Source organism: Croceicoccus sp. YJ47, from assembly GCF_016745095.1.
Classification (GTDB): domain Bacteria; phylum Pseudomonadota; class Alphaproteobacteria; order Sphingomonadales; family Sphingomonadaceae; genus Croceicoccus.
Window position 1 is genome coordinate 3,275,240 of the sequence record NZ_CP067087.1, and the last position, 23,009, is coordinate 3,298,248.

General features: G+C 65.3%; 22 protein-coding genes. 10 read left to right on the forward strand and 12 right to left on the reverse strand.

The window, feature by feature from the left end; translation table 11 throughout:
- Window positions 1-10 precede the first annotated feature (10 nt).
- The gene (radA, locus tag JD971_RS15975) at window positions 11-1,387 is read right to left on the reverse strand and encodes a DNA repair protein RadA (protein WP_202084923.1); all 1,377 of its coding nucleotides are present in this window, start codon (window positions 1,385-1,387) and stop codon (window positions 11-13) included.
- 111 nt (window positions 1,388-1,498) lie between these two features.
- On the opposite strand from radA, the gene JD971_RS15980 reads away from it, so the two are divergent.
- Entirely contained in the window at window positions 1,499-3,814 is a 2,316-nt protein-coding gene (locus tag JD971_RS15980; RefSeq protein WP_202084925.1) for a patatin-like protein, read from the forward strand.
- A 9-nt stretch (window positions 3,815-3,823) separates the two neighbouring features.
- On the opposite strand, the gene dnaJ is transcribed toward JD971_RS15980, so the two are convergent.
- Entirely contained in the window at window positions 3,824-4,945 is a 1,122-nt protein-coding gene (dnaJ, locus tag JD971_RS15985) for a molecular chaperone DnaJ (protein ID WP_202084927.1), read from the reverse strand.
- 178 nt (window positions 4,946-5,123) lie between these two features.
- On the reverse strand, window positions 5,124-7,046 hold the full coding sequence (dnaK, locus tag JD971_RS15990) for a molecular chaperone DnaK (RefSeq protein ID WP_202084930.1): 1,923 nt from the start codon (window positions 7,044-7,046) through the stop codon (window positions 5,124-5,126).
- A gap of 185 nt (window positions 7,047-7,231) precedes the next feature.
- On the opposite strand from dnaK, the gene JD971_RS15995 reads away from it, so the two are divergent.
- Window positions 7,232-7,795 (forward strand): copper chaperone PCu(A)C, encoded by a 564-nt coding sequence (locus tag JD971_RS15995; RefSeq protein ID WP_202084931.1) that lies wholly within the window; start codon window positions 7,232-7,234, stop codon window positions 7,793-7,795.
- A gap of 17 nt (window positions 7,796-7,812) precedes the next feature.
- Window positions 7,813-8,313 carry a vgr related protein gene (locus JD971_RS16000; RefSeq protein WP_202084932.1) on the forward strand — a complete coding sequence of 167 codons (501 nt, stop codon included), beginning with the start codon at window positions 7,813-7,815 and terminating at the stop codon, window positions 8,311-8,313.
- Between the two features lie 3 nt (window positions 8,314-8,316).
- On the opposite strand, the gene JD971_RS16005 is transcribed toward JD971_RS16000, so the two are convergent.
- From JD971_RS16005 to hrcA, 4 genes are all read right to left on the reverse strand, one after another.
- Window positions 8,317-9,264, reverse strand: a complete 948-nt coding sequence (locus JD971_RS16005) for an endonuclease/exonuclease/phosphatase family protein (protein ID WP_202084933.1) — start codon at window positions 9,262-9,264, stop codon at window positions 8,317-8,319.
- 156 nt (window positions 9,265-9,420) lie between these two features.
- Window positions 9,421-9,690 carry a glycine zipper domain-containing protein gene (locus JD971_RS16010; protein WP_236672155.1) on the reverse strand — a complete coding sequence of 90 codons (270 nt, stop codon included), beginning with the start codon at window positions 9,688-9,690 and terminating at the stop codon, window positions 9,421-9,423.
- Window positions 9,691-9,817: 127 nt separating this feature from the next.
- Window positions 9,818-10,393 (reverse strand): nucleotide exchange factor GrpE, encoded by a 576-nt coding sequence (locus tag JD971_RS16015; RefSeq protein ID WP_202084935.1) that lies wholly within the window; start codon window positions 10,391-10,393, stop codon window positions 9,818-9,820.
- Between the two features lie 76 nt (window positions 10,394-10,469).
- Window positions 10,470-11,525, reverse strand: coding sequence for a heat-inducible transcriptional repressor HrcA (gene hrcA / locus JD971_RS16020; protein WP_202084936.1), 1,056 nt, complete (start codon window positions 11,523-11,525; stop codon window positions 10,470-10,472).
- A gap of 170 nt (window positions 11,526-11,695) precedes the next feature.
- Here hrcA and rph point away from each other — a divergent pair, with 170 nt between their 5' ends.
- The 4 genes from rph to JD971_RS16040 are packed head-to-tail and all read left to right on the forward strand — an operon-like array spanning window position 11,696 to window position 15,194.
- Window positions 11,696-12,409: a ribonuclease PH gene (rph, locus tag JD971_RS16025; protein WP_202084937.1), complete on the forward strand. Its 714-nt coding sequence runs from the start codon at window positions 11,696-11,698 to the stop codon at window positions 12,407-12,409.
- Window positions 12,410-12,421: 12 nt separating this feature from the next.
- Entirely contained in the window at window positions 12,422-13,057 is a 636-nt protein-coding gene (rdgB, locus tag JD971_RS16030; protein ID WP_202084939.1) for an RdgB/HAM1 family non-canonical purine NTP pyrophosphatase, read from the forward strand.
- Between the two features lie 59 nt (window positions 13,058-13,116).
- Complete coding sequence (gene hemW, locus JD971_RS16035) at window positions 13,117-14,268, forward strand: radical SAM family heme chaperone HemW (RefSeq protein ID WP_202084941.1); 1,152 nt, start codon at window positions 13,117-13,119, stop codon at window positions 14,266-14,268.
- A complete protein-coding gene (locus JD971_RS16040; RefSeq protein WP_202084943.1) occupies window positions 14,265-15,194 on the forward strand; it encodes a tyrosine recombinase XerC in 930 nt (309 codons plus the stop codon). The genes hemW and JD971_RS16040 overlap by 4 nt, the downstream gene beginning before the upstream one ends.
- On the opposite strand, the gene JD971_RS16045 is transcribed toward JD971_RS16040, so the two are convergent.
- The 5 genes from JD971_RS16045 to rsmI all read right to left on the reverse strand — a co-directional run bounded on the left by JD971_RS16045 (window position 15,191) and on the right by rsmI (window position 18,689).
- Complete coding sequence (locus JD971_RS16045; protein WP_202084945.1) at window positions 15,191-15,703, reverse strand: DUF2721 domain-containing protein; 513 nt, start codon at window positions 15,701-15,703, stop codon at window positions 15,191-15,193. The two genes, JD971_RS16040 and JD971_RS16045, sit on opposite strands and share 4 nt — an antisense overlap.
- Before the next feature lie 40 nt (window positions 15,704-15,743).
- Window positions 15,744-16,367 (reverse strand): DedA family protein, encoded by a 624-nt coding sequence (locus tag JD971_RS16050; protein ID WP_202084946.1) that lies wholly within the window; start codon window positions 16,365-16,367, stop codon window positions 15,744-15,746.
- Window positions 16,368-16,470: 103 nt separating this feature from the next.
- Window positions 16,471-17,439 carry a glutathione synthase gene (gshB, locus tag JD971_RS16055; protein ID WP_256435268.1) on the reverse strand — a complete coding sequence of 323 codons (969 nt, stop codon included), beginning with the start codon at window positions 17,437-17,439 and terminating at the stop codon, window positions 16,471-16,473.
- A 39-nt stretch (window positions 17,440-17,478) separates the two neighbouring features.
- The gene (locus tag JD971_RS16060; protein ID WP_202084947.1) at window positions 17,479-17,829 is read right to left on the reverse strand and encodes a YraN family protein; all 351 of its coding nucleotides are present in this window, start codon (window positions 17,827-17,829) and stop codon (window positions 17,479-17,481) included.
- On the reverse strand, window positions 17,826-18,689 hold the full coding sequence (gene rsmI / locus JD971_RS16065) for a 16S rRNA (cytidine(1402)-2'-O)-methyltransferase (protein WP_202084948.1): 864 nt from the start codon (window positions 18,687-18,689) through the stop codon (window positions 17,826-17,828). The genes JD971_RS16060 and rsmI overlap by 4 nt, the downstream gene beginning before the upstream one ends.
- A gap of 39 nt (window positions 18,690-18,728) precedes the next feature.
- Between rsmI and JD971_RS16070 the strand changes: the two genes are divergently transcribed.
- From JD971_RS16070 to JD971_RS16080, 3 genes are all read left to right on the forward strand, one after another.
- Window positions 18,729-19,952: a penicillin-binding protein activator gene (locus JD971_RS16070; protein ID WP_202084949.1), complete on the forward strand. Its 1,224-nt coding sequence runs from the start codon at window positions 18,729-18,731 to the stop codon at window positions 19,950-19,952.
- Window positions 19,953-20,065: 113 nt separating this feature from the next.
- A complete protein-coding gene (gene parE / locus JD971_RS16075) occupies window positions 20,066-22,063 on the forward strand; it encodes a DNA topoisomerase IV subunit B (RefSeq protein ID WP_202084950.1) in 1,998 nt (665 codons plus the stop codon).
- Window positions 22,064-22,158: 95 nt separating this feature from the next.
- On the forward strand, window positions 22,159-23,007 hold the full coding sequence (locus tag JD971_RS16080) for a MoxR family ATPase (protein ID WP_202084951.1): 849 nt from the start codon (window positions 22,159-22,161) through the stop codon (window positions 23,005-23,007).
- Window positions 23,008-23,009 lie beyond the last annotated feature (2 nt).

The following is a 23,009-nucleotide window of genomic DNA, read 5'->3' on the forward strand; positions in this document are numbered from 1 at the left end:
GCGTTATCCGCTATTGGCTCCCCACCACATGGTCAACGAGATTTGGCAATTGCCGCATCGGGTGAAAGCGCGCGCCCGCAACCTTTTCGCCCTTTTCCGCCACCGAACCTGGCCCGAATGCACGGTCGAAGCCAAGCTTCACCGATTCGCGAAGACGCAGCGGCGCATGCGCCACGGGCCGAATCTCACCCGCCAGCGACACCTCCCCGAACCAGACCGATTTGGCGGGCAACGCCCGTTCCGACAAGGCGGATACCAGCGCCGCCGCCACGGCGAGGTCCGCCGCCGGATCGGTCAGCCGGTATCCCCCCGCCACGTTGAGATAAACCTCCGCCGAGGAGAAATTGAGCCCGCACCGCGCCTCCAGCACGGCGAGCAGCATCGCCATGCGCCCGTTGTCCCACCCCACGACCGCGCGGCGCGGCGTCGCCCCGCTCTGCAACCGCACGATGAGCGCCTGAATCTCGACCAGAACCGGGCGCGTCCCTTCGAGCGCGGGGAACACCGCACTTCCCGCGAGCGGCTCGTCCCGGCCCGACAGGAACAGCATGGACGGGTTCGTGACCTCGACAAGGCCGGCCCCTTCCATCGAGAAAACACCAATTTCATCGACCGCGCCGAACCGGTTCTTCAACGCGCGCAGGATGCGATATTGATGCGAACGCTCGCCTTCGAAGCTCATCACGACATCGACCATGTGTTCGAGCACGCGCGGTCCGGCGATATTGCCATCCTTGGTGACATGCCCGACCAGCACCATCGCCACCCCGTTCCGCTTGGCATAGCGGATGAGTTCGAGCGCGCAGCCGCGCACCTGGCTCACCGTTCCGGGTGCGCCCTCGATCTGGTCGGAATGCATGGTCTGTATGGAATCGATGATGAGCAGTGCCGGCGGCTCCATATCGCCCAGCGTCGTCAGGATGTCGCGCACCGATGTCGTCGCCGCAAGGCTCACCGGCGCGTCCGAAAGACCGAGCCGTTCGGCGCGCAGCCGCACCTGCCCGGCTACTTCCTCCCCGCTGATATAGACGACGCGCCCGCCCGAGCGCGCCACCGTCGCGCAGGTCTGTAGCAGCAGGGTCGATTTGCCGATGCCCGGATCGCCGCCCATCAATATGGCGCTACCCGGCACGAAGCCGCCGCCCAGTGCGCGATCGAATTCGGCAAGACCCGTCGGGCGCCGTTGCGGGAGCGGGACCGGCGCGTCGAGCGGCACGAAACGGATCGTCTGCCCCCCGCCCGAAAGGTCGTGCTTTGCGGAAAAGACGGTCGGTGCCGCCTCCTCGACAAGGCTGTTCCATTCGGCGCAATCGCCGCATTGCCCCTGCCATCTGGGCGATACGCTGCCGCAGGCCTGGCATACATATTTGCGCTTTGTCTTTGCCATGGCCTCGCCTACCCGGAACAGGAGGGGAACACAACCACGTTGCGGTAAAGCGCACCCTCCGTTTTCACGCAGGTCTTTTCATCGCGGCGCGGGCCTGCCATCACCGTGGCCATGCGGGAAAAGGAACTGCGGATCGCGCTCGTGTGCTATGGCGGCGTCAGCCTCGCCGTCTACATGCACGGCATCACGAAAGAGGTCTGGAAACTGGCGCAGGCGAGCCGCGCGTTCCGTCTCGACGAGCGGCCGCAAACCGGGTCGCAGCGTGCCTATCACCGGCTGCTGACGTTGATTGCGGAAAAAGGGGAGACGCGGCTGCGCGTGTTGCCCGACATATTATCCGGGGCGAGCGCGGGGGGAATGAACGCGGTGTTCCTCGCAGAGGCGCTCGTGAGCGGGCGTTCGCTCGATCCGTTGACGCGACTTTGGCTTGAAAAGGCGGATAGCGACCTGCTGATCGCGCCGGATGCGATGGCGCGCAACCGGCTCTCGAAATTCTGGGCGACGCCGCTGGTCAAATGGACGTTGAAACGGCCGGGTAATGCCATCAACCGCACCGTGGCGCCCGAAACGCGTGCGGAACTGCGGGAGAAACTGTCGCGGCTCATGCGCTCGCGCTGGTTCGCGCCGCCGTTTTCGGGCATCGGTTTTTCCCGGCTCATCGACGATGCGCTGCTGGCCATGGATGCGCAGATCGCGGGACCGCCGCTGTTGCCGCCGCGCCATCCGATCGACCTGTTCGTCACCGCGACCGATTTTCACGGGCACCGCAGCGTCCTCAAACTGCACAGCCCGGATTTCGCGGTGGAGGCCGAACATCGCCTCCCGATTTCTTTCCGTGCGCGAAGCGGCGACGGACGCTTGGCGGCGCGGCCCGAGCTCGTGTTCGCCGCGCGCGCCACGGCCAGCTTTCCCGGCGCCTTCCCACCCTTGCGCGTCGGCGAGATCGACACGTTGTTGCAGGAACGCGGCGCCGAATGGCCGGGCCGCGAACGGTTCCTGCGGCGCATCATGCCGCAACATATTGCAAGCGGGGATATCGAGGAGGTCGCGCTCATCGACGGGGCGGTGCTTGCCGGACGCCCGTTTGCAGAGGCGATCGGCGCACTCGACAACCGGCCCTCCATGCGGGAGGTTGACCGGCGCTTCGTCTATATCGATCCGCACCCGCCGCAACATGCCAATGCCAAGGCCGAGCCACGCAGCACCGGTTTCTTCAGCACGATCTTCGGCGCGCTATCCTCCATCCCGCGCGAACAGCCGATCCGCGACGATATCGAACGCATCGCGCAACATTCCGAGGAGGCGGAGCGTGCCCGCGCCATCGTCGATGCCCTCCGCCCGGAGGTAGAGGCCGCAGTGGACCGGCTGTTCGGGCGAACGCTGTTCCTCGACCGCCCGACGCCCGCGCGCCTCGGCAGATGGCGCAACAAGGCGCAGCAGGCCGCGGCCAAGCAATCCGGCTTTGCTTTTCACGGCTATGCCAAGGCGAAATATACGCGCATCATCGATACGCTGGCCGAAACGATCCGCCGCGCCAATCCGGACGAGGCACCGCCGAGGGCGGCGATCGTCGATGCGTTGACCCGTCATTTCGATGCAGCCGGGCTGGACCGGCTTGCCGCGGACGGCGGCGGGGCGAGCGAGGCGGCCATCTCCTTCTTCCGCACCCATGACATCGCATTCCGCGTGCGGCGGCTTCGCTTGCTGGCGCGGCGGCTGCTACCGGTGGGGGAGAGCGGGATCGGCGGGCAGCTCACCGCGGCGGAGCGCGAGGGCGCGCGCGACACCGTGTTCAAGGCGCTCGCGCTTTATGGCGAGCTGGAGCAGGTCGAAACGCTGGGCGAGGATTTTGCCGCGCTGGCGTCCGATGCACTGCGCCATCCGGAACGCGCGATGGCCCGGCTCGCCGACCGGCGCGATCTCAGGCGCACGGATGCCGAGGTCGACGCCATGCTCGCCGATGCGATGGCGCAATTGCCGCGCGAGGTGCGCCGCACGCTGCTGTTGAGCTATCTCGGCTTTCCCTTTTACGACATCGCCACGCTTCCCATCCTGGGCGGGCGCGGGCCCGACGAATTCGACCCGATCAAGGTGGACCGGATTTCACCGGAGGATGCCAATGCGATCCGTTCGGGCGGCGCGGCGCAGACGTTGCGCGGCGTCGAATTCTACCGCTTCGGCGCGTTCTTTTCCCGCGCCTATCGCGAGAACGATTACCTGTGGGGCAGGCTTCAGGGCGCCGACCGCCTGATCGACATCACCGCCTCGACATTGGACGCGGAGCACGCATTGCCACCGCAGATGCTGCGCGATCTGAAGCGCGACGCATTCGCCGCAATCCTCGACGAGGAGGATGAGGACGGCAATTGCAACCCCGCCCTCATCGCCCGGCTCCGCGCGGAGATCGCCGACAAATTCGACACGTAAATCCGGCGATCAGCCTGTGAAGCTGTCGCGGATACGTTCGAAGAACCCGCGCGAATCCGGGCATTCGGCGCCGGTTTCGGTGTCCTGAAATTCGCGGAGCAACTCCTTCTGCTTCGCGCTCAGCTTACGCGGGGTTTCGACATTTACCTCCACGACCAGATCGCCGCGCCCGCGACCCTGCAACACCGGCATGCCTTCGCCGCGCTTGCGCAATTGCTCGCCCGACTGCACCCCGGCGGGGATCGTGACGGTGATCCATTCATCGTCCATGCCCGGCAATTCGACCGTCCCGCCCAGCGCCGCCGTCGTGAAGGTGATCGGCACGCGCGTCAGCAAGGTCGTGCCTTCCCGCTCGAACACCGAATGGCGTTTGACGTGGAGGAAGATGTAGAGATCGCCCGGCGGCGCGCCGTATGGCCCGGCCTCGCCCTTGCCCGAAAGGCGGATGCGCGTGCCCGTTTCGACGCCGGGCGGGATGTTGACCTCCAGCGTCTGCGGCTTGTCGACCCGGCCTTCGCCGCCGCAATTGCGGCACGGGCTTTCGATGACCTCGCCGCGCCCGTGGCACGTCGGACAGGCGCGTTCGACCATGAAGAAGCCCTGCTGCGCGCGGACCTTGCCATAACCTTCGCACATGGGGCAGCGGCGCTTGCCCGTGCCGGGTTCGGCGCCGGTGCCTTCGCACGGTTCGCAAGCCTGCGATACCTCGATCGTGATCTCGGTATCCTTGCCGTGAAACGCGTCCTCGAGCGCGATTTCCATGTCGTAGCGCAGATCGGCGCCCCGGCGCGGGCGTGGCCCGGCCCCGCGACCGCCGCCGAAACCCTGTCCAAAAATGGTCTCGAAAATATCGCCGATGTCGGAAAATCCGGCCTGCCCGCCGCCGCCGCCACTGCTCGCCTGTTCGAAGGCGGCGTGGCCGTAACGGTCGTAGGCCGCGCGTTTCTGCGGATCTTTCAAACAGTCATAGGCGCGGCTGATCGCCTTGAACTTCGCCTCGCTCTCCGCATCGCCGGGGTTGCGATCGGGATGAAATTTCATCGCCAGCTTGCGATAGGCGGACTTGATCGTCTTGTCGTCCGCGCTTCGTTCGACCTGAAGCAGTTCGTAAAAGTCGATTTCGGTTTCCATGGCCCATCCCGCCGTTGCGATACGCCGCGCGTGTCATCGTGCCGGAGGAACCGGCCCGCGCGCACGGCCTGAATATGTCGAAGCGGCCGGCGGCGAACTCTCGCTGACGCCGACCGCTTCCCGTGTTCCGTCGCCGCCCCGCACGATGGCCGGGCGGCGCTCGGTTTCATCGGGCGTTTCAGCCCTTGTTTTCGTCCTCGTTCACTTCCGAGAACTCGGCATCGACGACGTCTTCTTCCGCGCCGCCCGCTTCGGACCCTTCAGCGGCACCGTCGGTCGCTGCCGCGCCTTCGGCCTGCTGCTGCTCGTACATCGCCTGGCCCATCTGCATGGCCTTCTGCGCGAGCGCCTCGCTCTTGGACTTGATCGCGTCGATGTCCTCGCCTTCGAGCGCGGTCTTCACCTCGGCGATCGCGGCCTCGATGTCGGACTTGAGCGATGCATCGATCTTGTCGCCGTTTTCGGACAGCTGCTGTTCGGTCGAGTGGACGAGACTGTCGGCCTGGTTGCGGGCCTCGGCCTGCTCCTTGCGCTTCTTGTCCTCCTCGGCGAACTTTTCCGCGTCCTGCACCATCTGCTCGATGTCGCTGTCGGACAGGCCGCCCGATGCCTGGATGCGGATCTGCTGCTCCTTGCCGGTGCCCTTGTCCTTGGCCGACACGTTCACGATGCCGTTGGCGTCGATATCGAACGTCACCTCGATCTGCGGAACGCCGCGCGGTGCGGGCGGAATGCCGACGAGATCGAACTGACCCAGCATCTTGTTGTCGCTCGCCATCTCGCGTTCGCCCTGGAACACGCGAATGGTCACGGCCTGCTGGTTGTCGTCCGCGGTGGAGTAGACCTGGCTCTTCTTCGTCGGGATCGTGGTGTTGCGGTCGATCATCTTGGTCATGATCCCGCCCAGCGTCTCGATCCCGAGCGACAGCGGCGTCACGTCGAGAAGGAGCACGTCCTTAACATCGCCCTGCAACACGCCGGCCTGAATGGCCGCGCCCATCGCGACGACTTCGTCGGGGTTCACGCCGGTGTGCGGTTCCTTGCCAAAGAAATCCTTCACCGCCTCGCGCACCTTGGGCATGCGGGTCATGCCGCCGACCATCACGACCTCGTCGATCTCCTTGGCCGTGACGCCCGCATCGGCGAGCGCCTTCTTCATCGGCTCCTTCGTGCGTTCGATGAGATTGCCAACCATCTTTTCGAGGTCGGACCGGCTGATCGTCTTCACGAGATGCTTCGGACCGTTCTGATCCGCGGTGATGAAGGGCAGGTTGACTTCGGTGCTCTGCGCCGAGGACAGCTCGATCTTCGCCTTTTCGGCCGCTTCCTTCAAGCGCTGCAGCGCAAGCTTGTCGCCGCGAAGGTCGATGCCCTCGTCTTTCTTGAAGCTGTCGCCGAGATATTCGACCACGGCGGTATCGAAATCCTCACCGCCGAGGAACGTGTCGCCGTTCGTGGACTTCACCTCGAACACGCCATCGCCGATTTCGAGGATCGACACGTCGAACGTACCGCCGCCAAGGTCATAGACCGCGATCGTCTTGCCGTCCGCCTTGTCGAGACCATAGGCCAGCGCCGCCGCCGTCGGCTCGTTGATGATGCGCAGCACTTCGAGACCCGCGATCTGGCCCGCGTCCTTGGTCGCCTGGCGCTGCGCGTCGTTGAAGTAGGCCGGAACGGTGATGACCGCCTGCGTAACCGTTTCGCCAAGATAGCTCTCGGCCGTTTCCTTCATCTTCTGAAGCGTGAAGGCACTGATTTCCGACGGGCTGTAATCCTTGCCGCCGGCATTGACCCATGCATCGCCGTTCTTGCCCTTGACGATGGAATAGGGGACGAGCTCGGTGTCCTTCTTGGTCACCGGGTCGTCGAAGCGGCGGCCGATGAGGCGCTTCACCGCGAAAATCGTGTTGTCGCCGTTCGTGACGGCCTGGCGCTTGGCCGGCTGCCCGACGAGGCGTTCGCCATCCTTGGTGAAGGCGATAATAGAGGGCGTCGTGCGCGCGCCTTCGGAATTTTCGATAACCTTCGGCTTGTCGCCATCCATCACCGCAACGCAGCTGTTGGTCGTGCCAAGGTCGATACCGATAACTTTAGACATTTAAGTGTTCCCACCTCTTTGACATTGGACACCGCGCATTCGGGGCCCCCCAGACACGGGCAAGCCCGCCACGCGGCTCAGTAACAGGGCGCGATATAGGGGCGGTTTTTCATGGAACAAGGGCTTGAAAACGCCTATCGACGGTTGAGAAACGCGCAGCCTGTATCGGCCGCGCCATGCCGAGGATGAAAAACACACCCATGCGCCGTTTTGCGATTTTTGCCCCGCTCGTCCCCGCTGCGCTGATGCTTTCGGCATGCGGCGACACGACGGAGGCGCCGCCCGCCGACGAACTGATCGAGGAGGCGACCGATCCCGACACGCCCGAAGGCATTCAGCTCACCGATGCCTATGTCCGCCTCCCCGCCGTGAGCGGCCGGCCCGGCGCCGCCTATTTCAACGTGGTCAACAATGGCGACGGCGTACGCAATATCGCCTCGGTGTCCATCGTGAACGCCGGCCGCACCGAAATGCACCGCACGATGCAGGAAGGCGGCGTGTCATCGATGGAGCCGGTTACCGAAATCGCCATACAACCGGGTCAGACGGTCGCCTTCGAACAGGGCGGCTACCACGTGATGCTTTTCGATCTCGACCCTGCGATCATGGCGCGCACCACCGCCGACCTGACCGTGACGTTCGACAATGGCGACAAGGCATCGTTCGCCGCCCCCATCCTGAAACCCGGTGAAAGCCCCGGCGGCCTGGGCGATAGCGACGAGATGGGCGGGATGGAGGCGATGCGCTGAATCCGGCGCCCGATCCTGTGGCCCCCCATCCTGCACCCGGCGCTTGTCCCGCGGGCGGGGAGCGCGGCCTGACCGATGGGGAGAAGGCGCTCGTCGCCTCCGTCTTCGGCGGCGCGCTCGACCCGGATCCGGTGCGGATCAAGCGGCGAAAATGGTTTCCGTTCCAACCCGCCAACACCTTGATGGCGCCGACCGGGCATATCCATTTTCCCGCGCGGACCCGGCTTTATTGCGACGATTTCGCCCATGCCTCGCTCTGGCTCAAGGGGCTGTTCCTGCATGAAATGACGCATGTCTGGCAATCGCAGCAGCGCGGCAAATACTGGCTCGTGATGATGCGGCACCCATTTTGCCGCTATGGCTATGCGGTGATGCCGGGGCGCAGGTTGACGCAATACGGGATCGAGCAGCAGGCCGAAATCGTGCGCCACGCGTTCCTGCTGCGCCATGGTTTCCCGCTGATCGGCGCGCCGCCGCGCGAGCAGCTGGAAACCATCCTGCCCTTCACCCCGCAGTAGCGATCATCCCGCGTTGCGGTCGCCGAGACACACGGTGGTGCGGACGGCCCGGTGATCGGAGCTGTTCTTCGGCATCACGGTGAAATCGCGCAATTCCAAGTCGCCGCGCACCATGACTTGGTCGAGCGGCCAGCCGAGCCAGGTCATGTCCGCCGGAAAGGTCGGATAGGTGCCGCGCCCGATCCGCGGATCGCGCCAGTCGCCTTCCTTGCGAAACTTGCTCGTCGTGGCCGACCACGGCACATCGTTGAAATCGCCCATGACCAGCGCGTCGGGAAGGCCGTTGGGCGTTTCCGTGCCCGCACGCACGATATTGGCGTCGCGTTCCTCGGTATCCATGCCGGGAATGGGCGGTTTGGGATGCAGGCCGATGAAATCGAACCGGCGCCCGTTGGGCAGCGCCACCGTGGCGTAGAGCGTCGGCGTATCGCGCGAGGTATTCTCCACCATGCGCGCACCCGACACCGGAATGCGCGATGCGAAGATCATGCCGAAGGCGTGCGGCTGAATATCCTGCGTCCGGTAATCATACTGGCTAAGCACGGGGTCGAGCTGCCGCTCCCACGTCACGTCGGTTTCCATCAAAAGCAGGAGATCGGGCGAAACACGCTCGATCTGCCGAATAACCTCGGCATAGCCGTCGTTCTTCACCTTCACATTGACGGCGAGCGCGGTGACGCATTGCGCGCTTTCATCGTTCGGATCGGCCAGGGCAATATCCGTGCCGGCAAGCGCATTATAGGGCCAGATGCGCAGAAGATGAACGATGGCGATCACGACGAACGTGCCCGCTACGACCCATCGCCCCGCGCGCAGCACGAGCACCGCCACGATCGCCAGGATGATCGCCGCCCACATCGCCGGTTCCCGCGTCATGTCGAGCGCACGAATGAACCATTGATCGCTCGGGATCAGCGATACCAGCGTCAGCAATAAGCCGACCGCCGCCACGATCCCCAAAATCCATTTCAAACCCTTGCGCATATCTGCCCCCTGTGTGTTCATTCGCATATCGACGCGTCTCCGCGCATCACCCGCCCCGGCCCCAAACGAAAAAGGGCGCCGCCTGCAGGCAGCGCCCTTTCAAGACCGAAGGGAAAACCGCGATCAAAAATAATTGCGATAGCGATCGTCGTTCCGGCAATCCTCGTCGATGTAACGATTGCCGTTGCGGTCGCGGAAACCGTTGCAATCGTTGTTCTTGTCCTTGAACGTGCCGGCAAGACCACCCGCAAGCGCACCCACGGCCGCATAGGTAATCACGTCCTCGCCCGTCACGGCCGCGACGCCCGCGCCGAGCGCGCCGCCGATGCCGGCACCTTCGACCGCGTAATTGTCGGCACAGCCGCCCATCGAAAGCGCAGCGGCACCCATCATGGGCAGAGCAATCATCTTCATCGTATTCATGGCAAAACTTCCCTTGTCCGCCCCTGTTTCATTCTGCTGGATGATACGATCCAATCCGCGAACCGTTCCGGCAGAAACGAAATCGGGGCGCAGGACATCAATCCGGCTTTTTCGCGACACCCACCATGGCGGGGCGAAGAAGACGCTCGCGGATCATCCAGCCGCTCTGCATTTCCTGCACCACCGTGCCGGGTTCTTCATCCGACGGAACCTCGATCATGGCCTGATGCTGATTGGGGTCGAGGGGGAGCCCCTTGGCCGCGATGCGGGTGATGCCATGCTGCCCGAAAATCTTGTCGAGCTCGCGGCCCGTCGCCTCCAGCCCGGCGACGAGACCCTTCATCTTCTCGTCCTCGCGCATGGCGGGCGGGATCGCTTCCAGCGCGCGCTGCATGTTGTCATAGACGGAGAGAATGTCGCGCGCAAAACCGGTCGCGGCATAGGCGCGGGCATCGGCGACGTCCTTCTCCATGCGGCGCCGCACGTTCTGCGTCTCGGCGCGGGCATAGAGCACCTGCTGCTTCGCCTCGGCGAGTTCGTTTTCCAGTTCCGCGACGCGGTCGCCGCCGCCTGCCTCGCCCTCTTCCTCCGGCGTTCCATCGTCCAGCATGTCTTCGGGCACGCCTTTCAGTTCGTGTTCCACCGCTTCGTCGTGAGTGCCTTCGTCGTTCATTGACGTTTCCATGTCCTGTTGTCCGGTGATGAAACCGGGCGCGATTGTCGCCGCGCACCGGCGCTTGCCCCATTGGTCATCCGCGCGGATTGCCCAGCGAATGCCCCAATGACCGGGCCGTGAAATCCACCATGGGGACGAGCCGCGCGTAATTCAACCGCGTCGGGCCGATGACCCCCACCACGCCGATCACCCGCCCTTCGCGGTCGCGATAGGGCGAAGCGATGACCGACGACCCCGAAAGCGAGAACAGCTTGTTCTCCGACCCGATGAAAATCCGCGCCGCCTGCGCATCGCGCGCGCTGTCGAGCAGGCGCGCCACCTGTTCGGAGCGTTCGATGTCGTCGATAAGCGAGCGCACCCGTTCGAGATCCGCCACCGCCCCGTCGTCCAGCAGCCGCGCCTGTCCCCGCACGATCAGCACCGGGCGCCGCGCGGCATCCTCGCTCAATATCGCAAGGCCCCGTTCGGCAAGGTCGCGCGCCGCGGCATCGAGGCTCGCCCGGTCGGCGTCGAGCTCGTGGCGCACGGCCTGCGACGCTTCGGGCAGGGTGCGGCCCTGCAATTGGGCGCTGATTAAATTGGCCGCCTGCTCTAGAGCGGAGGGACCGGCGCCGGCAGGCACTTCGATCACGCGGTTCTCGATGCCCCCATCCTCGCCCACCATCACGACAAGCGCGCGCCCCTGCCCCAGCGGCACGAGGCTGAACTGGTCAAGGCGGGGTTCGCGCGGCGGCACCATGACCACGCCGGCGCATGCGGACAGGTTCGACAACGCCTCGCTCGTCCGCGAAAGCGCCGTCTCCACCGGGCCGGGATTGGCAAGCTCGCGCTCGATCGTGGCGCGTTCCTGCTCGGTCGGTTCGGCGACCTGCATCATGCCATCGACAAACAGGCGCAGCCCGCTTTCCGTCGGCATCCGCCCCGCGCTGGTATGCGGCGCGGACAACAGCCCGGCGCGTTCCAGATCGGCCAGGACCGACCGGATCGACGCGGGCGAAAGATTGACCCCATCCGCCCCTGCCAGCAATTTCGACCCGACCGGCGCGCCCGTTTCGATGTATCCCTCGACCACCAGGCGAAAGATTTCGCGTGCGCGAGTGGTCAGTTCGGTGATGGGCGGGGCTGTCATGCATTCGAAGTAGGGTGGAACGCGCCCATGCTCAAGCGTTTCGGGCCATGGCACCCGGTGAAACGGCCTCGCGGACGATGGCCGCTTTACCGGATTCCAGAGCGAAACCCCTTGCGCCGCGCCGCGCCATCCGTAAGACCGCGTGCGAATTACCACAGGAGAACACATTCATGCGCCCATCCGGCCGCGCCCCCGATGAAATGCGGGCGATCTCGATCGAAACCGGCTTTACCAGGCATGCCGAAGGCTCGTGCCTGATCGCATTTGGCGATACACGCGTGCTGTGCACCGCCAGTGTCGAGGAACGCCTGCCGCCATGGCTGCGCGGCAAGGGCGAAGGTTGGGTCACGGGCGAATACTCCATGCTGCCCCGCGCCACCCACACCCGCGGATCGCGCGAGGCGGCCAAGGGCAAGCAATCGGGCCGGACGCAGGAAATTCAACGGCTTATCGGGCGTTCCTTGCGTTCCGTCACGGATCTGAAGCTGCTTGGTGAACGGCAGATCACGCTCGACTGCGATGTGATCCAGGCCGATGGCGGCACGCGCACCGCGGCGATTTCGGGCGCATGGGTCGCGCTCAAACTCGCGGTGAAAGGCCTGATGGAGGCGGGCGCGATCAAGCAGGACCCCCTCACCCGCAAGGTCGCGGCGGTGAGCTGCGGCATCTTTGACGGGACGCCGGTGCTCGACCTCGATTATGCGGAGGATTCCAACGCCGACGCCGATGCCAATTTCGTCCTCATCGAAGGCGGGCACATCGCCGAGGTACAGGCCACCGCGGAGGGCGCGACCTATGACGAGGAGGCGCTGCTGCGCCTGCTTCGCCTCGCCCGCACCGGTTGCAGCGAAATCTTCGCCGCGCAGGGAAAGGCCGTCGCATAAAGGACGCATGTGATGAGTGACAATCCCCGTCTCGGCGCCGGTTCGCTGGTGATCGCAACCCATAATGCAGGCAAGCTGAAGGAGATTTCCGCCCTTCTCGAACCCTATGGGATGAAATGTCTTTCGGCAGGCTCGCTCGGCCTGCCGGAGCCGGCGGAGACGGGGACGACCTTCGTTGAAAACGCGCTGATCAAGGCGCATGCGGCGGCAAAATCCTCGCAATTGCCGGCGCTGGCCGATGACAGCGGCATGTCGGTTGCCGCGCTGGACGGGCGGCCGGGCGTCTACACCGCGGACTGGGCCGAACGGCAATGGTTCGAGGGCGATGCCGGGCGCGACTGGTACATGGCGATGGGCAAGGTCGAGGGCATGCTGGCCGAGCGCGGGCCGGACGTCGCGCGCGACGCGTGGTTCAGCTGCGTTCTCGCCATCGCCTGGCCCGACGGGCGGCAAGCGGTGTACGAAGGGCGCGTAGACGGTTCGCTGACATGGCCGCCGCGCGGGCAGCTGGGCTTTGGATACGATCCCGTCTTCGTGCCCGCGGGCCGCGACCGGACCTTCGCCGAAATCGACCCGGCGGAAAAACACAGGGTCAGCCACCGCGCCCATGCCTTTGCCAAATTGCGCGCGGATCAGTTCGGCGCCTGAACCCGAAGCACGTTCGCCGGGCTTGACTTTGGCGGGCGATGCGGCGCTGAAATGGCGGCATGACGCTTGCGCTTTACATCCACTGGCCCTTCTGCGCGAAGAAATGCCCCTACTGTGATTTTAACAGCCATGTGCGCGATACGGTGGACGTGGCCGCGTGGGAGGCGGCGCTGCTCGCCGACATGGCGTTCGAGGCGGAGCGGACGGGTCAACGCACCCTCACCTCGATCTTTTTCGGGGGCGGCACCCCGTCCCTCATGCCGCCGGAACTGGTCGAGCGGCTGATCGCGGCGGCGGGGCGGCACTGGTCCTTTGCGGAGGATGTCGAGATCACGCTGGAGGCCAATCCCTCCTCGGTCGAGGCATCGCGCTTTGCCGATCTGGCGCGGGCGGGGATTAACCGGACCTCGCTCGGTTTGCAAAGTCTGGATGACAAGGCGTTGAAATTCCTGGGACGACTGCACGGCGCGGCGGAGGGTCTTGCCGCGCTCGACACGGCGCAGGCGCATTTCAAGCGGGTCAGTTTCGACCTCATCTACGCCCTCCCCGGTCAGACGGAGGAGGAATGGCAAGCGATGCTCTCCCGCGCACTCGGCTTCGGGACGGGGCATCTTTCGCTGTATCAGCTCACGATCGAGCCGGGCACCCGCTTCGCCACCGACCTGCGCCAAGGCGCCTTCGCCATGCCGGAGGAGGATCTGTCCGCCGAGATGTTCGCCATGACGCGCGCGATGACCGCGGCGGCGGGGCTGCCCGCCTATGAGGTGAGCAATCATGCGCGGCCGGGGGGGGAAAGCCGCCACAATCTCACCTACTGGCGCTATGGCGATTATGCGGGGATCGGACCGGGCGCGCATGGCCTGCGTTGCGCCACGGCGACGCAGCGACACCGCAAGCCGGAGAATTTCCTCACCGCGGTCCGGCGGGACGGTCACGGCATTTGCGACAGCCATCCCCTGCCGACGGGCGAGCAGGCGGCAGAGGCGCTGATGATGGGCCTCCGGCTGGACGAGGGTGTCGATCTCGACCGGCTTTCGGCGCGGTTCGGCATGCCGATGGACGGGCTGGTGGCGATGCGGCAGGTGGCGCTGTACCGCGATCTCGGTTTCGTCACGCTCGATGGCTCGCGGCTTACCGTGACGCCGCGGGGGATGGTCCTGCTCGACGGTCTGCTGGGCGAGCTGGTGCAGCCCGAATTGCTGCTATCGTGACGCATTTTGCCGATCTGCTGGCCGAATGGCACGCGCATCAGACCCACAACCTGCGCCGTTCCACCCATACCGTACGCGCGTATCAGGCCGCGGCGAAACGCCTGCTCGATTATCTCGGAGGCGATGTGGGATGGGCGGAGCTGGCGCGGTGCGATGCGGCGACCCTGCGCGGGCATATGGCACGGCGGCGCGGCGACGGATTGTCCAACGCATCGGCGGCGCGGGAGATTTCCGCGTTGAAGGCATTTATCGCCTTTGCCCGACAACGCACTGGAATCGAACATGAAACGCCGCCCCGCCTGCGCGCGCCGCGGGTCAAGAAGGGCATCCCCCGCGCCATCACCCCGGACGAGGCGGTGGGCGTCTCCGACATGGTGGCGCAAGGCTCGGACGAGGACTGGATCGGTGCACGCGACCGGGCCGTGCTGCTGCTGCTTTACGGCGCGGGGCTGCGCATTGGGGAGGCGCTCGCGCTCGATTGTGAGGCATGGCCACCGGGCGACACGCTGACCGTCATGGGCAAGGGCCGGAAACAGCGCGTCGTGCCCATCATGCCCATCGTGCGCGACGCGGTCGTTGACTATCTTGCCCTCTCCCCATGGCTGGCGCGGCCCGGCGATCCCTTGTTCCGCGGGGCGAAGGGAGGGCGCCTGTCGCAGGGTGTCGTACAGAAAACGGTGGCGGCTGCGCGGCAGATTCTCGGCCTGCCATCATCGGCCACGCCCCATGCGCTGCGCCACAGCTTTGCCACGCACCTGCTCGCCGCGGGGGCCGATCTGCGCAGCCTGCAGGAATTGCTCGGCCATGCGAGCCTCGGCTCGACACAGATCTATACCAAGGTGGACGCGGCGACCATCCTCGACATCTACCGGGAGGCGCACCCGCGCGAACGCTCCGGCGAGCGTCAGCCGCGCGAGAGCGGCTAATCCTCCTCGCGGCGGCGCAATTCGCGCGAGATGCGGCGCCGGTCGCGTGAAGAGCGGGTCGCAAGCTGCGTTTCGAGCAGGAAATAGAGCAGGCTCACGAACACGCCCATCATCGCCGCGATCCACGCCGCCGCAACCCATGTGCCGAGCGGCGGGCGGATGAAGGCCGACACGAACATCAGGCTGACCACGATACAGATCATCAGCGCGGAGCCCGTGCTGAAATTAATGGCGACATGCGCGAATTTCTGACGCCGCAGGAGGGCGGGCAATTCCTGCACCTCCCGGTCGAGCCCGCCGCGCTCGGCCCTGCGTTCGAGCCGTTCGACACGGTCGACGATCCATGTCAGCCGCTGATTCATGACGTTCAGCATCGCCGCCACCGCAGCCAGCAGGAACGCCGGCGCCAGCGACAGTTGCAGGATCTGCTGCACCCGCGCCGTGCTGGCGGTGCGGGACACGAGATCGGATGCGATCTGCGTATTCACGGCGAGGATATCGGGGATCATGCCGCCTCGATACGCCGGGCGGCCTACCATATCAACACGGTCACGCCGGCGGATCGCCCGGATCGTGGTCCACGGCCTTCCACGTGACCACGCGGTAGATGTAGAACGCCGTCATCGCGACGACGAGCACGAGCACCGCATCGCCCAGGTAATGTTCGAATTCCCGGAACCAGCGCGCCATCAATCCCGCCCCCCAGATCAGCGCCGCATTCCAGATCGCCGTCCCCGCAAGCGTGTATATGAGGAATTTCCAGTGTCCCATGTGGGCAAGACCGGCCGGTAGCGAGATGATCGTGCGCATCAACGGCGAAAAGCGCAGGAAGAACACGACCCATTGGCCCCAGCGGCGAAAGAAGCGGCTCGTCGCCTCCACCTGTCGCCAGTCCATGGTGAGCCAGCGGCCATGCCGGTCGACAAACGGCCGCATGCGTTCGTATCCCAGCCTGTCGCCGAGCAGGAACCATGCGTAATTGCCGAGCGTCGCACCCAATGTGCTCCAGGCGAGCAGGGGCCAGAACGCCATCCGCCCCTCCGCCACGGCGACGCCGGCCACGCCCATGATGACCTCGCTGGGCAGGGGCGGGAAAATATTCTCCAGCGCCATCAGGAACGCGATCCCGACATAGCCGCCACCCTCGATGATCGAGACGATCCAGTCGCTCATGCCCCCATCGCCAATGCCGAAGCGTCGTTCATGTCGAAACGTCCATATCGCTTACCCAACCGGCGAGAGCGGCAAAAGCTCCGCCCATCGGCAACGGCACGGATCAGGATTGCGCCCGCGCGGCGATCCGGCGCTCGATCGCGGTCCAGATCATGCCGGCGCAATCGCTGCCGTTGAAACGGTCGATGGCGACGATGCCGGTGGGCGAGGTCACGTTGATCTCGGTCAGCCATTCGCCGCCGATCACGTCGATGCCCACGAACGTCAGCCCCTTTTCGCGCAGGTCCGGCCCCATCGCGTCGCAGATTTCCCGTTCGCGCGGGGTCAGTTCCGCCGCCTCGGCAAAGCCGCCCTGCGCCAGGTTGGAGCGGAACTCCCGCTCGCCCGGCTTGCGGTTGATGGCGCCGGCCACCTCCCCGTCGATCAGCACGATGCGCTTGTCGCCCTTCGCCACTTCGGGAAGGAAGGGCTGCACCATGTGCGGTTCGGGCCAGGTCTGGTTGAACATTTCCATCAGCGCGGACAGGTTCGCGCCATCCGCATCGACGCGAAACACCGCCTTCCCCCCGTTGCCGTGCAGGGGTTTGAGCACGATCGCGCCGTGCTTTTCCTGGAAATGCCGCACCTCCTCGATCCGCCGGGTGATGAGCGTGGGCGGCATGAAGCGCGCATAATCGAGGACATAGACCTTTTCCGGCGCGTTGCGCACCGAAACCGGGTCGTTCACCACCAGCGTCTCCCCCGCAATCCGCTCCAGCAGCCAGGTGCCGGTGAGATAGCCGATGTCGAACGGCGGATCCTGCCGCATCAGCACGAGATCGACATCGCGGCCGAGGTCTATCGTGCGATGATCGCCCATGTCGAAATGATCGCCCGCGACATCGCGCACCGTCACCGGCGCGGCGAAGGCGGTCACGCGCCCGTCCTGCCAGCTCAACGAACGCACGTCGTAATGGAACAGCGTATGCCCCCGCGCCTGCGCCGCCATCATCAGGGCAAAGCTGCTGTCGCCGGCGATATTGATCGAATCCATCGGATCCATCTGGACCGCGACGCGCAATTGTTCGGACACTGGGCAATTCTCCGCATGTTCTCGGGTGTTTTCGGCAGATCAGAACTGCCCGGCGTTTTCCAGATGGCGCGGCAAGTGCCCCGGCGCAAGGAGCAGCACGTCGATCCGGCAATCGTCGCCATCCTGCATATAGTCGGGCATGGCGATCGCGGCGGCGGCGCTGACCCGCGACAGGCGCCGTGCATCGATGGCGGTGTCGAGATCGGCGGCGCGCGCCCGCCATTTCACCTCGACAAAGACGACCATGGTTTCGCGCCGTGCGACGATGTCGATTTCGCCGCCCGCATTGCGCACGCGTTCGGCAAGGATGCGAAACCCTTTCGATTGCAGATATTGCGCGGCGCTGCGCTCTGCCGTGCGGCCACGCTTTTCGGCGATCTGCCGCTTCATGGGGATTTGAGTTCCATCGCGCGGGCATAGAGCGCCTTGCGGTCGAGGCCGTGGGCCTTTGCGACATGGGCGGCGGCCTGACTCGGCTTGCGCTGCGCCATTTCGGCGCGAAGGGCGGCGTCGATGTCGATATCCTGCGCCGCCGCGGCCACCGGCGGGCCGACCATCAACACGATCTCCCCCTTGGGCGGATGCGCGGTGTAGTGATCGGCGAGCGCGGCGGCGGACCCGGTGCGGCATTCCTCGAACTTCTTGGTCAGTTCGCGCGCGACGGAGACTTCCCGCTCAGGACAGATCGCCGCGATCGCACCCAACGCCGAAACGAGGCGCGGCCCGGTTTCGTAGAACACCAGCGTCGCTGCCACCGCGCCCAGTTCGGCGAGCACGTCGGCGCGCGCCTTGTCCTTGACCGGAAAGAACCCGGCGAACAGGAATCGGTCCGTCGGCAGGCCCGACAGGGTGAGTGCGACGATAGCCGCGCTCGGCCCCGGCAGGCTGGTGATGGCAAGACCCGCCTCGCGCGCGGCCCGCACCAGCCGGTAGCCCGGATCGGAAATCAGCGGCGTCCCCGCGTCCGACACCAGCGCGACGGCACTTTGCGCCATCAGGCCGAGGAGAAAGTCGCGCGTCTCCTCGCTCGCATGGTCGTCATAGCGCACGAGCCGTTTCTTCGCCCCGATATGGTGGAGCAATTTTCCCGCGACGCGCGTATCCTCGCACGCGACGGCATCGCACCGGGAAAGCACGTCGGCGGCGCGGATTGTCATGTCGCCAAGATTGCCAATCGGCGTGGCGACAATATAAAGGCCCGGAGCAAGGGGCGCGCCATCGTGCTGGCCCGGAACGGCATTTTCGGTCATGGCGCCGTGATGCACGCGTATATCGAGGAGTTGCAAGCAATGTTTGAACGGGCCGCAGCCAATCTGGCGGACAAGCCGGAGGCGGGGGAACGCCCCGGCACGTTGAGCCGCGGGGCGTTTGTGCGTCGCGGGATTACGGGCGCGCTGGCGCTTGCGCTCGCCGGGTGCGCCGGGATCATTCCGGGCAGCGACCGCGCCCCGCCCCCGCCGCCCCGCCCGGCCGATACCGGGCCGAGTGCCGAACGCCTCCCCGACGCGGACGAGGATCGGCACCGCGTCGCCCTGCTCGTGCCATTGTCGGGCGACAATGCCGCGGTGGGGCAATCCATCGCCAATGCGACCACGATGGCGCTGCTCGACACCAATACGTCCAACATCCGCATCACCACCTACGACACGGCGAGCCAGCCCGGCACCGCGGCGGAGCGTGCGATCGCGGACGGTAACCGGCTCATCCTCGGCCCGCTGCTTTCCGACAATATCGACAATATCGCCCGCGTCGCCGGCCCTGCGCGCGTGCCGATCATCAGCTTTTCGAACGACAGCCAGGCCTCGGGCCGCGGCGTCTACATCATGGGACAGGTCCCGGAGCAGTCGATCGATCGCACGATGCGCTATGCCGCCGGGCAAGGCGTGCGCGATTTCGCCGCGCTCGTACCCGAGGGCGAATATGGCCGCCGCGCGTCGGAGGCGATGGTGCGCACCGCGCGCGATCTCGACGTGCGGATCGCCGGCGTCGAAACCTACGACCGTAGCGCAACCTCGATCACGGCGGCCGCCAACCGCCTTTCGGCGCAGGGCGGCTTTGGCGCGGTGCTGATTGCCGATGGCGCGCGCGTGGCGGTGCGCGCCGCGCCCCTGCTGCGCGACCGGAACGCCTCGGCCCGGTTCCTCGGCACCGAATTGTGGAGCGGCGAGGCCGACATCGCCGAGAGCAGCGCATTGCGCGGTGCATGGTTCTCCGCGATTTCGGACGGACGCTATCGCCGGTTCAGCGACAGCTATCGCTCCCGCTTCGGCAGCGCGCCCTATCGCGTCGCCACGCTGGGTTACGACGCGGTGCTGCTCGCCATCAATATCGCGCAGGAATGGCCCGTGGGCACGCGCTTCCCGCTTGAAAAGCTGGAGGACGAAGGCGGGTTCATCGGGCTCGACGGGGCGTTCCGTTTCGACCGCGATGGTGAGATCGAACGCATGTTCGAAGTGCGCGAGGTGACCGCCAACGGCATGCGCGTCGTGTCGGAGGCGCCGACCGCATTCTGATCGTGCGGCGGGCACGGGTGTGGGCATGGCGCCCGGCACACCACCGCCAAAACGGGACATAAGCCGAACGGCGCGCTTGCCAGTGCGCCGTTCGGCCCGCTAGTCTGATGCGCATGTCCGACGACGATCTTTTCGAAAACGCACCCTCGGCCTCGGGGGAAAACTACGACGGCTCCTCGATCGAGGTGCTCGAAGGGCTGGAGCCGGTACGCCGCCGCCCCGGCATGTATATCGGCGGCACCGACGAACGCGCGCTGCACCACCTCGCCGCCGAAGTCATCGACAACGCCATGGACGAAGCCGTCGCCGGGCACGCCAACCGGATCGAGGTCACGCTGGAGGAAGGCAATCGCCTGACGGTGAGCGACAACGGCCGCGGCATTCCGGTCGACGAACATCCCAAATATCCGGGGCAATCCGCGCTCGAGGTGATCCTCACCACGCTGCATTCCGGCGGCAAGTTTTCGGGCAAGGCCTATGCGACGAGCGGCGGCCTGCACGGCGTCGGCGTGTCGGTCGTCAACGCGCTGAGCAGCCTGACGCGGGTCGAGATCGCACGGAACAAGGAACTGTTTGCGCAGGAATTTTCGCGCGGCCTTCCGCAGGGCAAGCTTGAAAAGATCGGCGCCGCCCCCAACCGGCGCGGCACCACGGTCAGCTTCACCCCCGACACCGAGATTTTCGGCAAGCAGCAGTTCAAGCCCGCGCGGCTGTTCCGCCTCACCCGGTCGAAGGCGTATCTGTTCGCCGGGGTTGAAATCCGCTGGAAATGCGCGCCCTCGCTGGCGAGCGACGACGTGCCGCAGGAGGCGGTGTTTCAGTTTCCCGGCGGGCTTGCCGACCATTTGCGCGAACAGATCGGAACACGCGAATGTGCCACCACCGATTTCTTTGCCGGATGCCAGGATTTTCCCAAAGGCGAAGACGGTTCGGATCAGGGGCGCGTCGAATGGGCCATCGCCTGGCCGCTGTATTCCGATGGATCCTATAGCTGGTATTGCAACACCATCCCGACGCCGGATGGCGGCACGCATGAACAGGGGCTTCGTGCCGCGCTGACCAAGGGGTTGCGCGCCTTTGCCGAATTGACCGGGGTGAAGAAGGCGAAGGACATCACCCCCGACGATGTCACCAACGGCAGCGAGATCATGCTCTCGCTCTTCATCCGCGACCCGCAGTTTCAGTCGCAGACGAAGGACCGCCTCACCTCGCCAGAGGCTGCGCGGCTGGTCGAAAACGCCATGCGCGACCATTTCGACCATTTCCTGACCGCGAACATGGACCGGGGCAAGGCGCTGCTCTCGCAGGTAATGGAGCGCATGGACGAACGCCTCCGCCGCAAGCAGGAGCGCGAGGTCAAGCGCAAGACCGCCACCAATGCGCGGAAACTGCGCCTTCCCGGCAAGCTCACCGATTGTTCGGGGGAGCCGGGCCGCGACACCGAATTGTTCATCGTGGAGGGCGATTCCGCCGGCGGCAGCGCAAAGCAGGCCCGCGACCGCAAGTCTCAGGCGATCCTGCCCATCCGCGGCAAGATCCTGAACGTTGCGTCGGCCAGCCTTGACAAGATCCGCGCCAATGCCGAAATCGCGGACCTGATGCTCGCGATCGGATGCGGGGTGCGCAAGGATTGCGACACGGACAATCTGCGTTACGACCGCATCATCATCATGACCGACGCCGATGTCGACGGCGCGCATATCGCGACGCTGTTGATGACGTTCTTCTTTCAGGAAATGGCCGATATCGTGCGCGGCGGGCACCTCTATCTCGCACAGCCGCCGCTTTACCGGCTCACCGCGGGCAAGGAGAGCCGCTATGCCCGCGACGTTGCCCACCGGGCCGAGCTGGAAGCGACGGTGTTCAAGGGCAAGAAGGTCGATGTCGGCCGGTTCAAGGGTCTAGGCGAGATGAACCCGCAGCAATTGCGCGAAACCACGATGGCCCCCGAAAGCCGCAGCCTGATCCGCATCACCCTGCCCCCCGAATTCGAGCAGCGCGCCGCGGTGAAGGAGCTGGTCGATCAGCTCATGGGGCGCAATCCCGAACACCGCTTCAACTTCATTCAGAACCGCGCAGGCGAGCTCGACCGCGACATGATCGACGCCTGATTGCCGGCCCCAAGATACGGCGGGGCTTGTCCGAATGGCCGGGACCGTGGCACGAAGGCACGCGAACACGAACCCAACGATCGGCAGGACAGGCAATGAAAGAACGTTTCGAAGGCACCAGCAATTATGTGGCGACCGACGATCTCAAGGTCGCGGTAAACGCCGCGGTGACGCTGCGCCGTCCGCTGCTCATCAAGGGGGAGCCGGGCACGGGCAAGACCGTGCTCGCCCATGAAATCAGCAAGGCGACCGGTGCCCCGCTGATCGAATGGAACGTCAAATCCACGACAAAGGCGCAGCAGGGGCTCTACGAATATGATGCCGTCGCACGGCTTCGCGACGGACAGCTTGGCGACGAGCGCGTGCACGACATCGGCAATTACATCCGCAAGGGCAAGCTGTGGGAGGCGTTCACCAGCCCCGAACTGCCCGTGCTGCTCATCGACGAGATCGACAAGGCCGACATCGAGTTTCCGAACGACCTGCTTCAGGAACTCGACCGGATGAGCTTCGACGTTTACGAAACGGGCGAGCGGGTCGAGGCGAAGGAACGCCCCATCGTCGTCATCACCTCGAACAATGAAAAGGAACTGCCGGACGCGTTTCTGCGCCGCTGTTTCTTTCACTACATCAAGTTCCCCGACCGGGAGACGATGGAGGCGATCATCGCCGTCCATTTCCCGGATATTCAGAACCGGCTGGTGAGCGAGGCGCTCGAAATCTTCTACGAATTGCGGGAGGTGCCGGGCTTGAAGAAAAAGCCCAGCACGTCGGAACTGCTCGACTGGCTCAAACTGCTTCTGGTGGAGGACATGCCGATGGACGTGTTGCAGAGCCGCGATTCGTCGAAGGCGATCCCGCCCTTGCACGGTGCATTGCTCAAGAACGAGCAGGACGTGATGATGCTCGAAAGGCTCGCCTTCCTCGCCCGGCGGGAGCGGTGAGC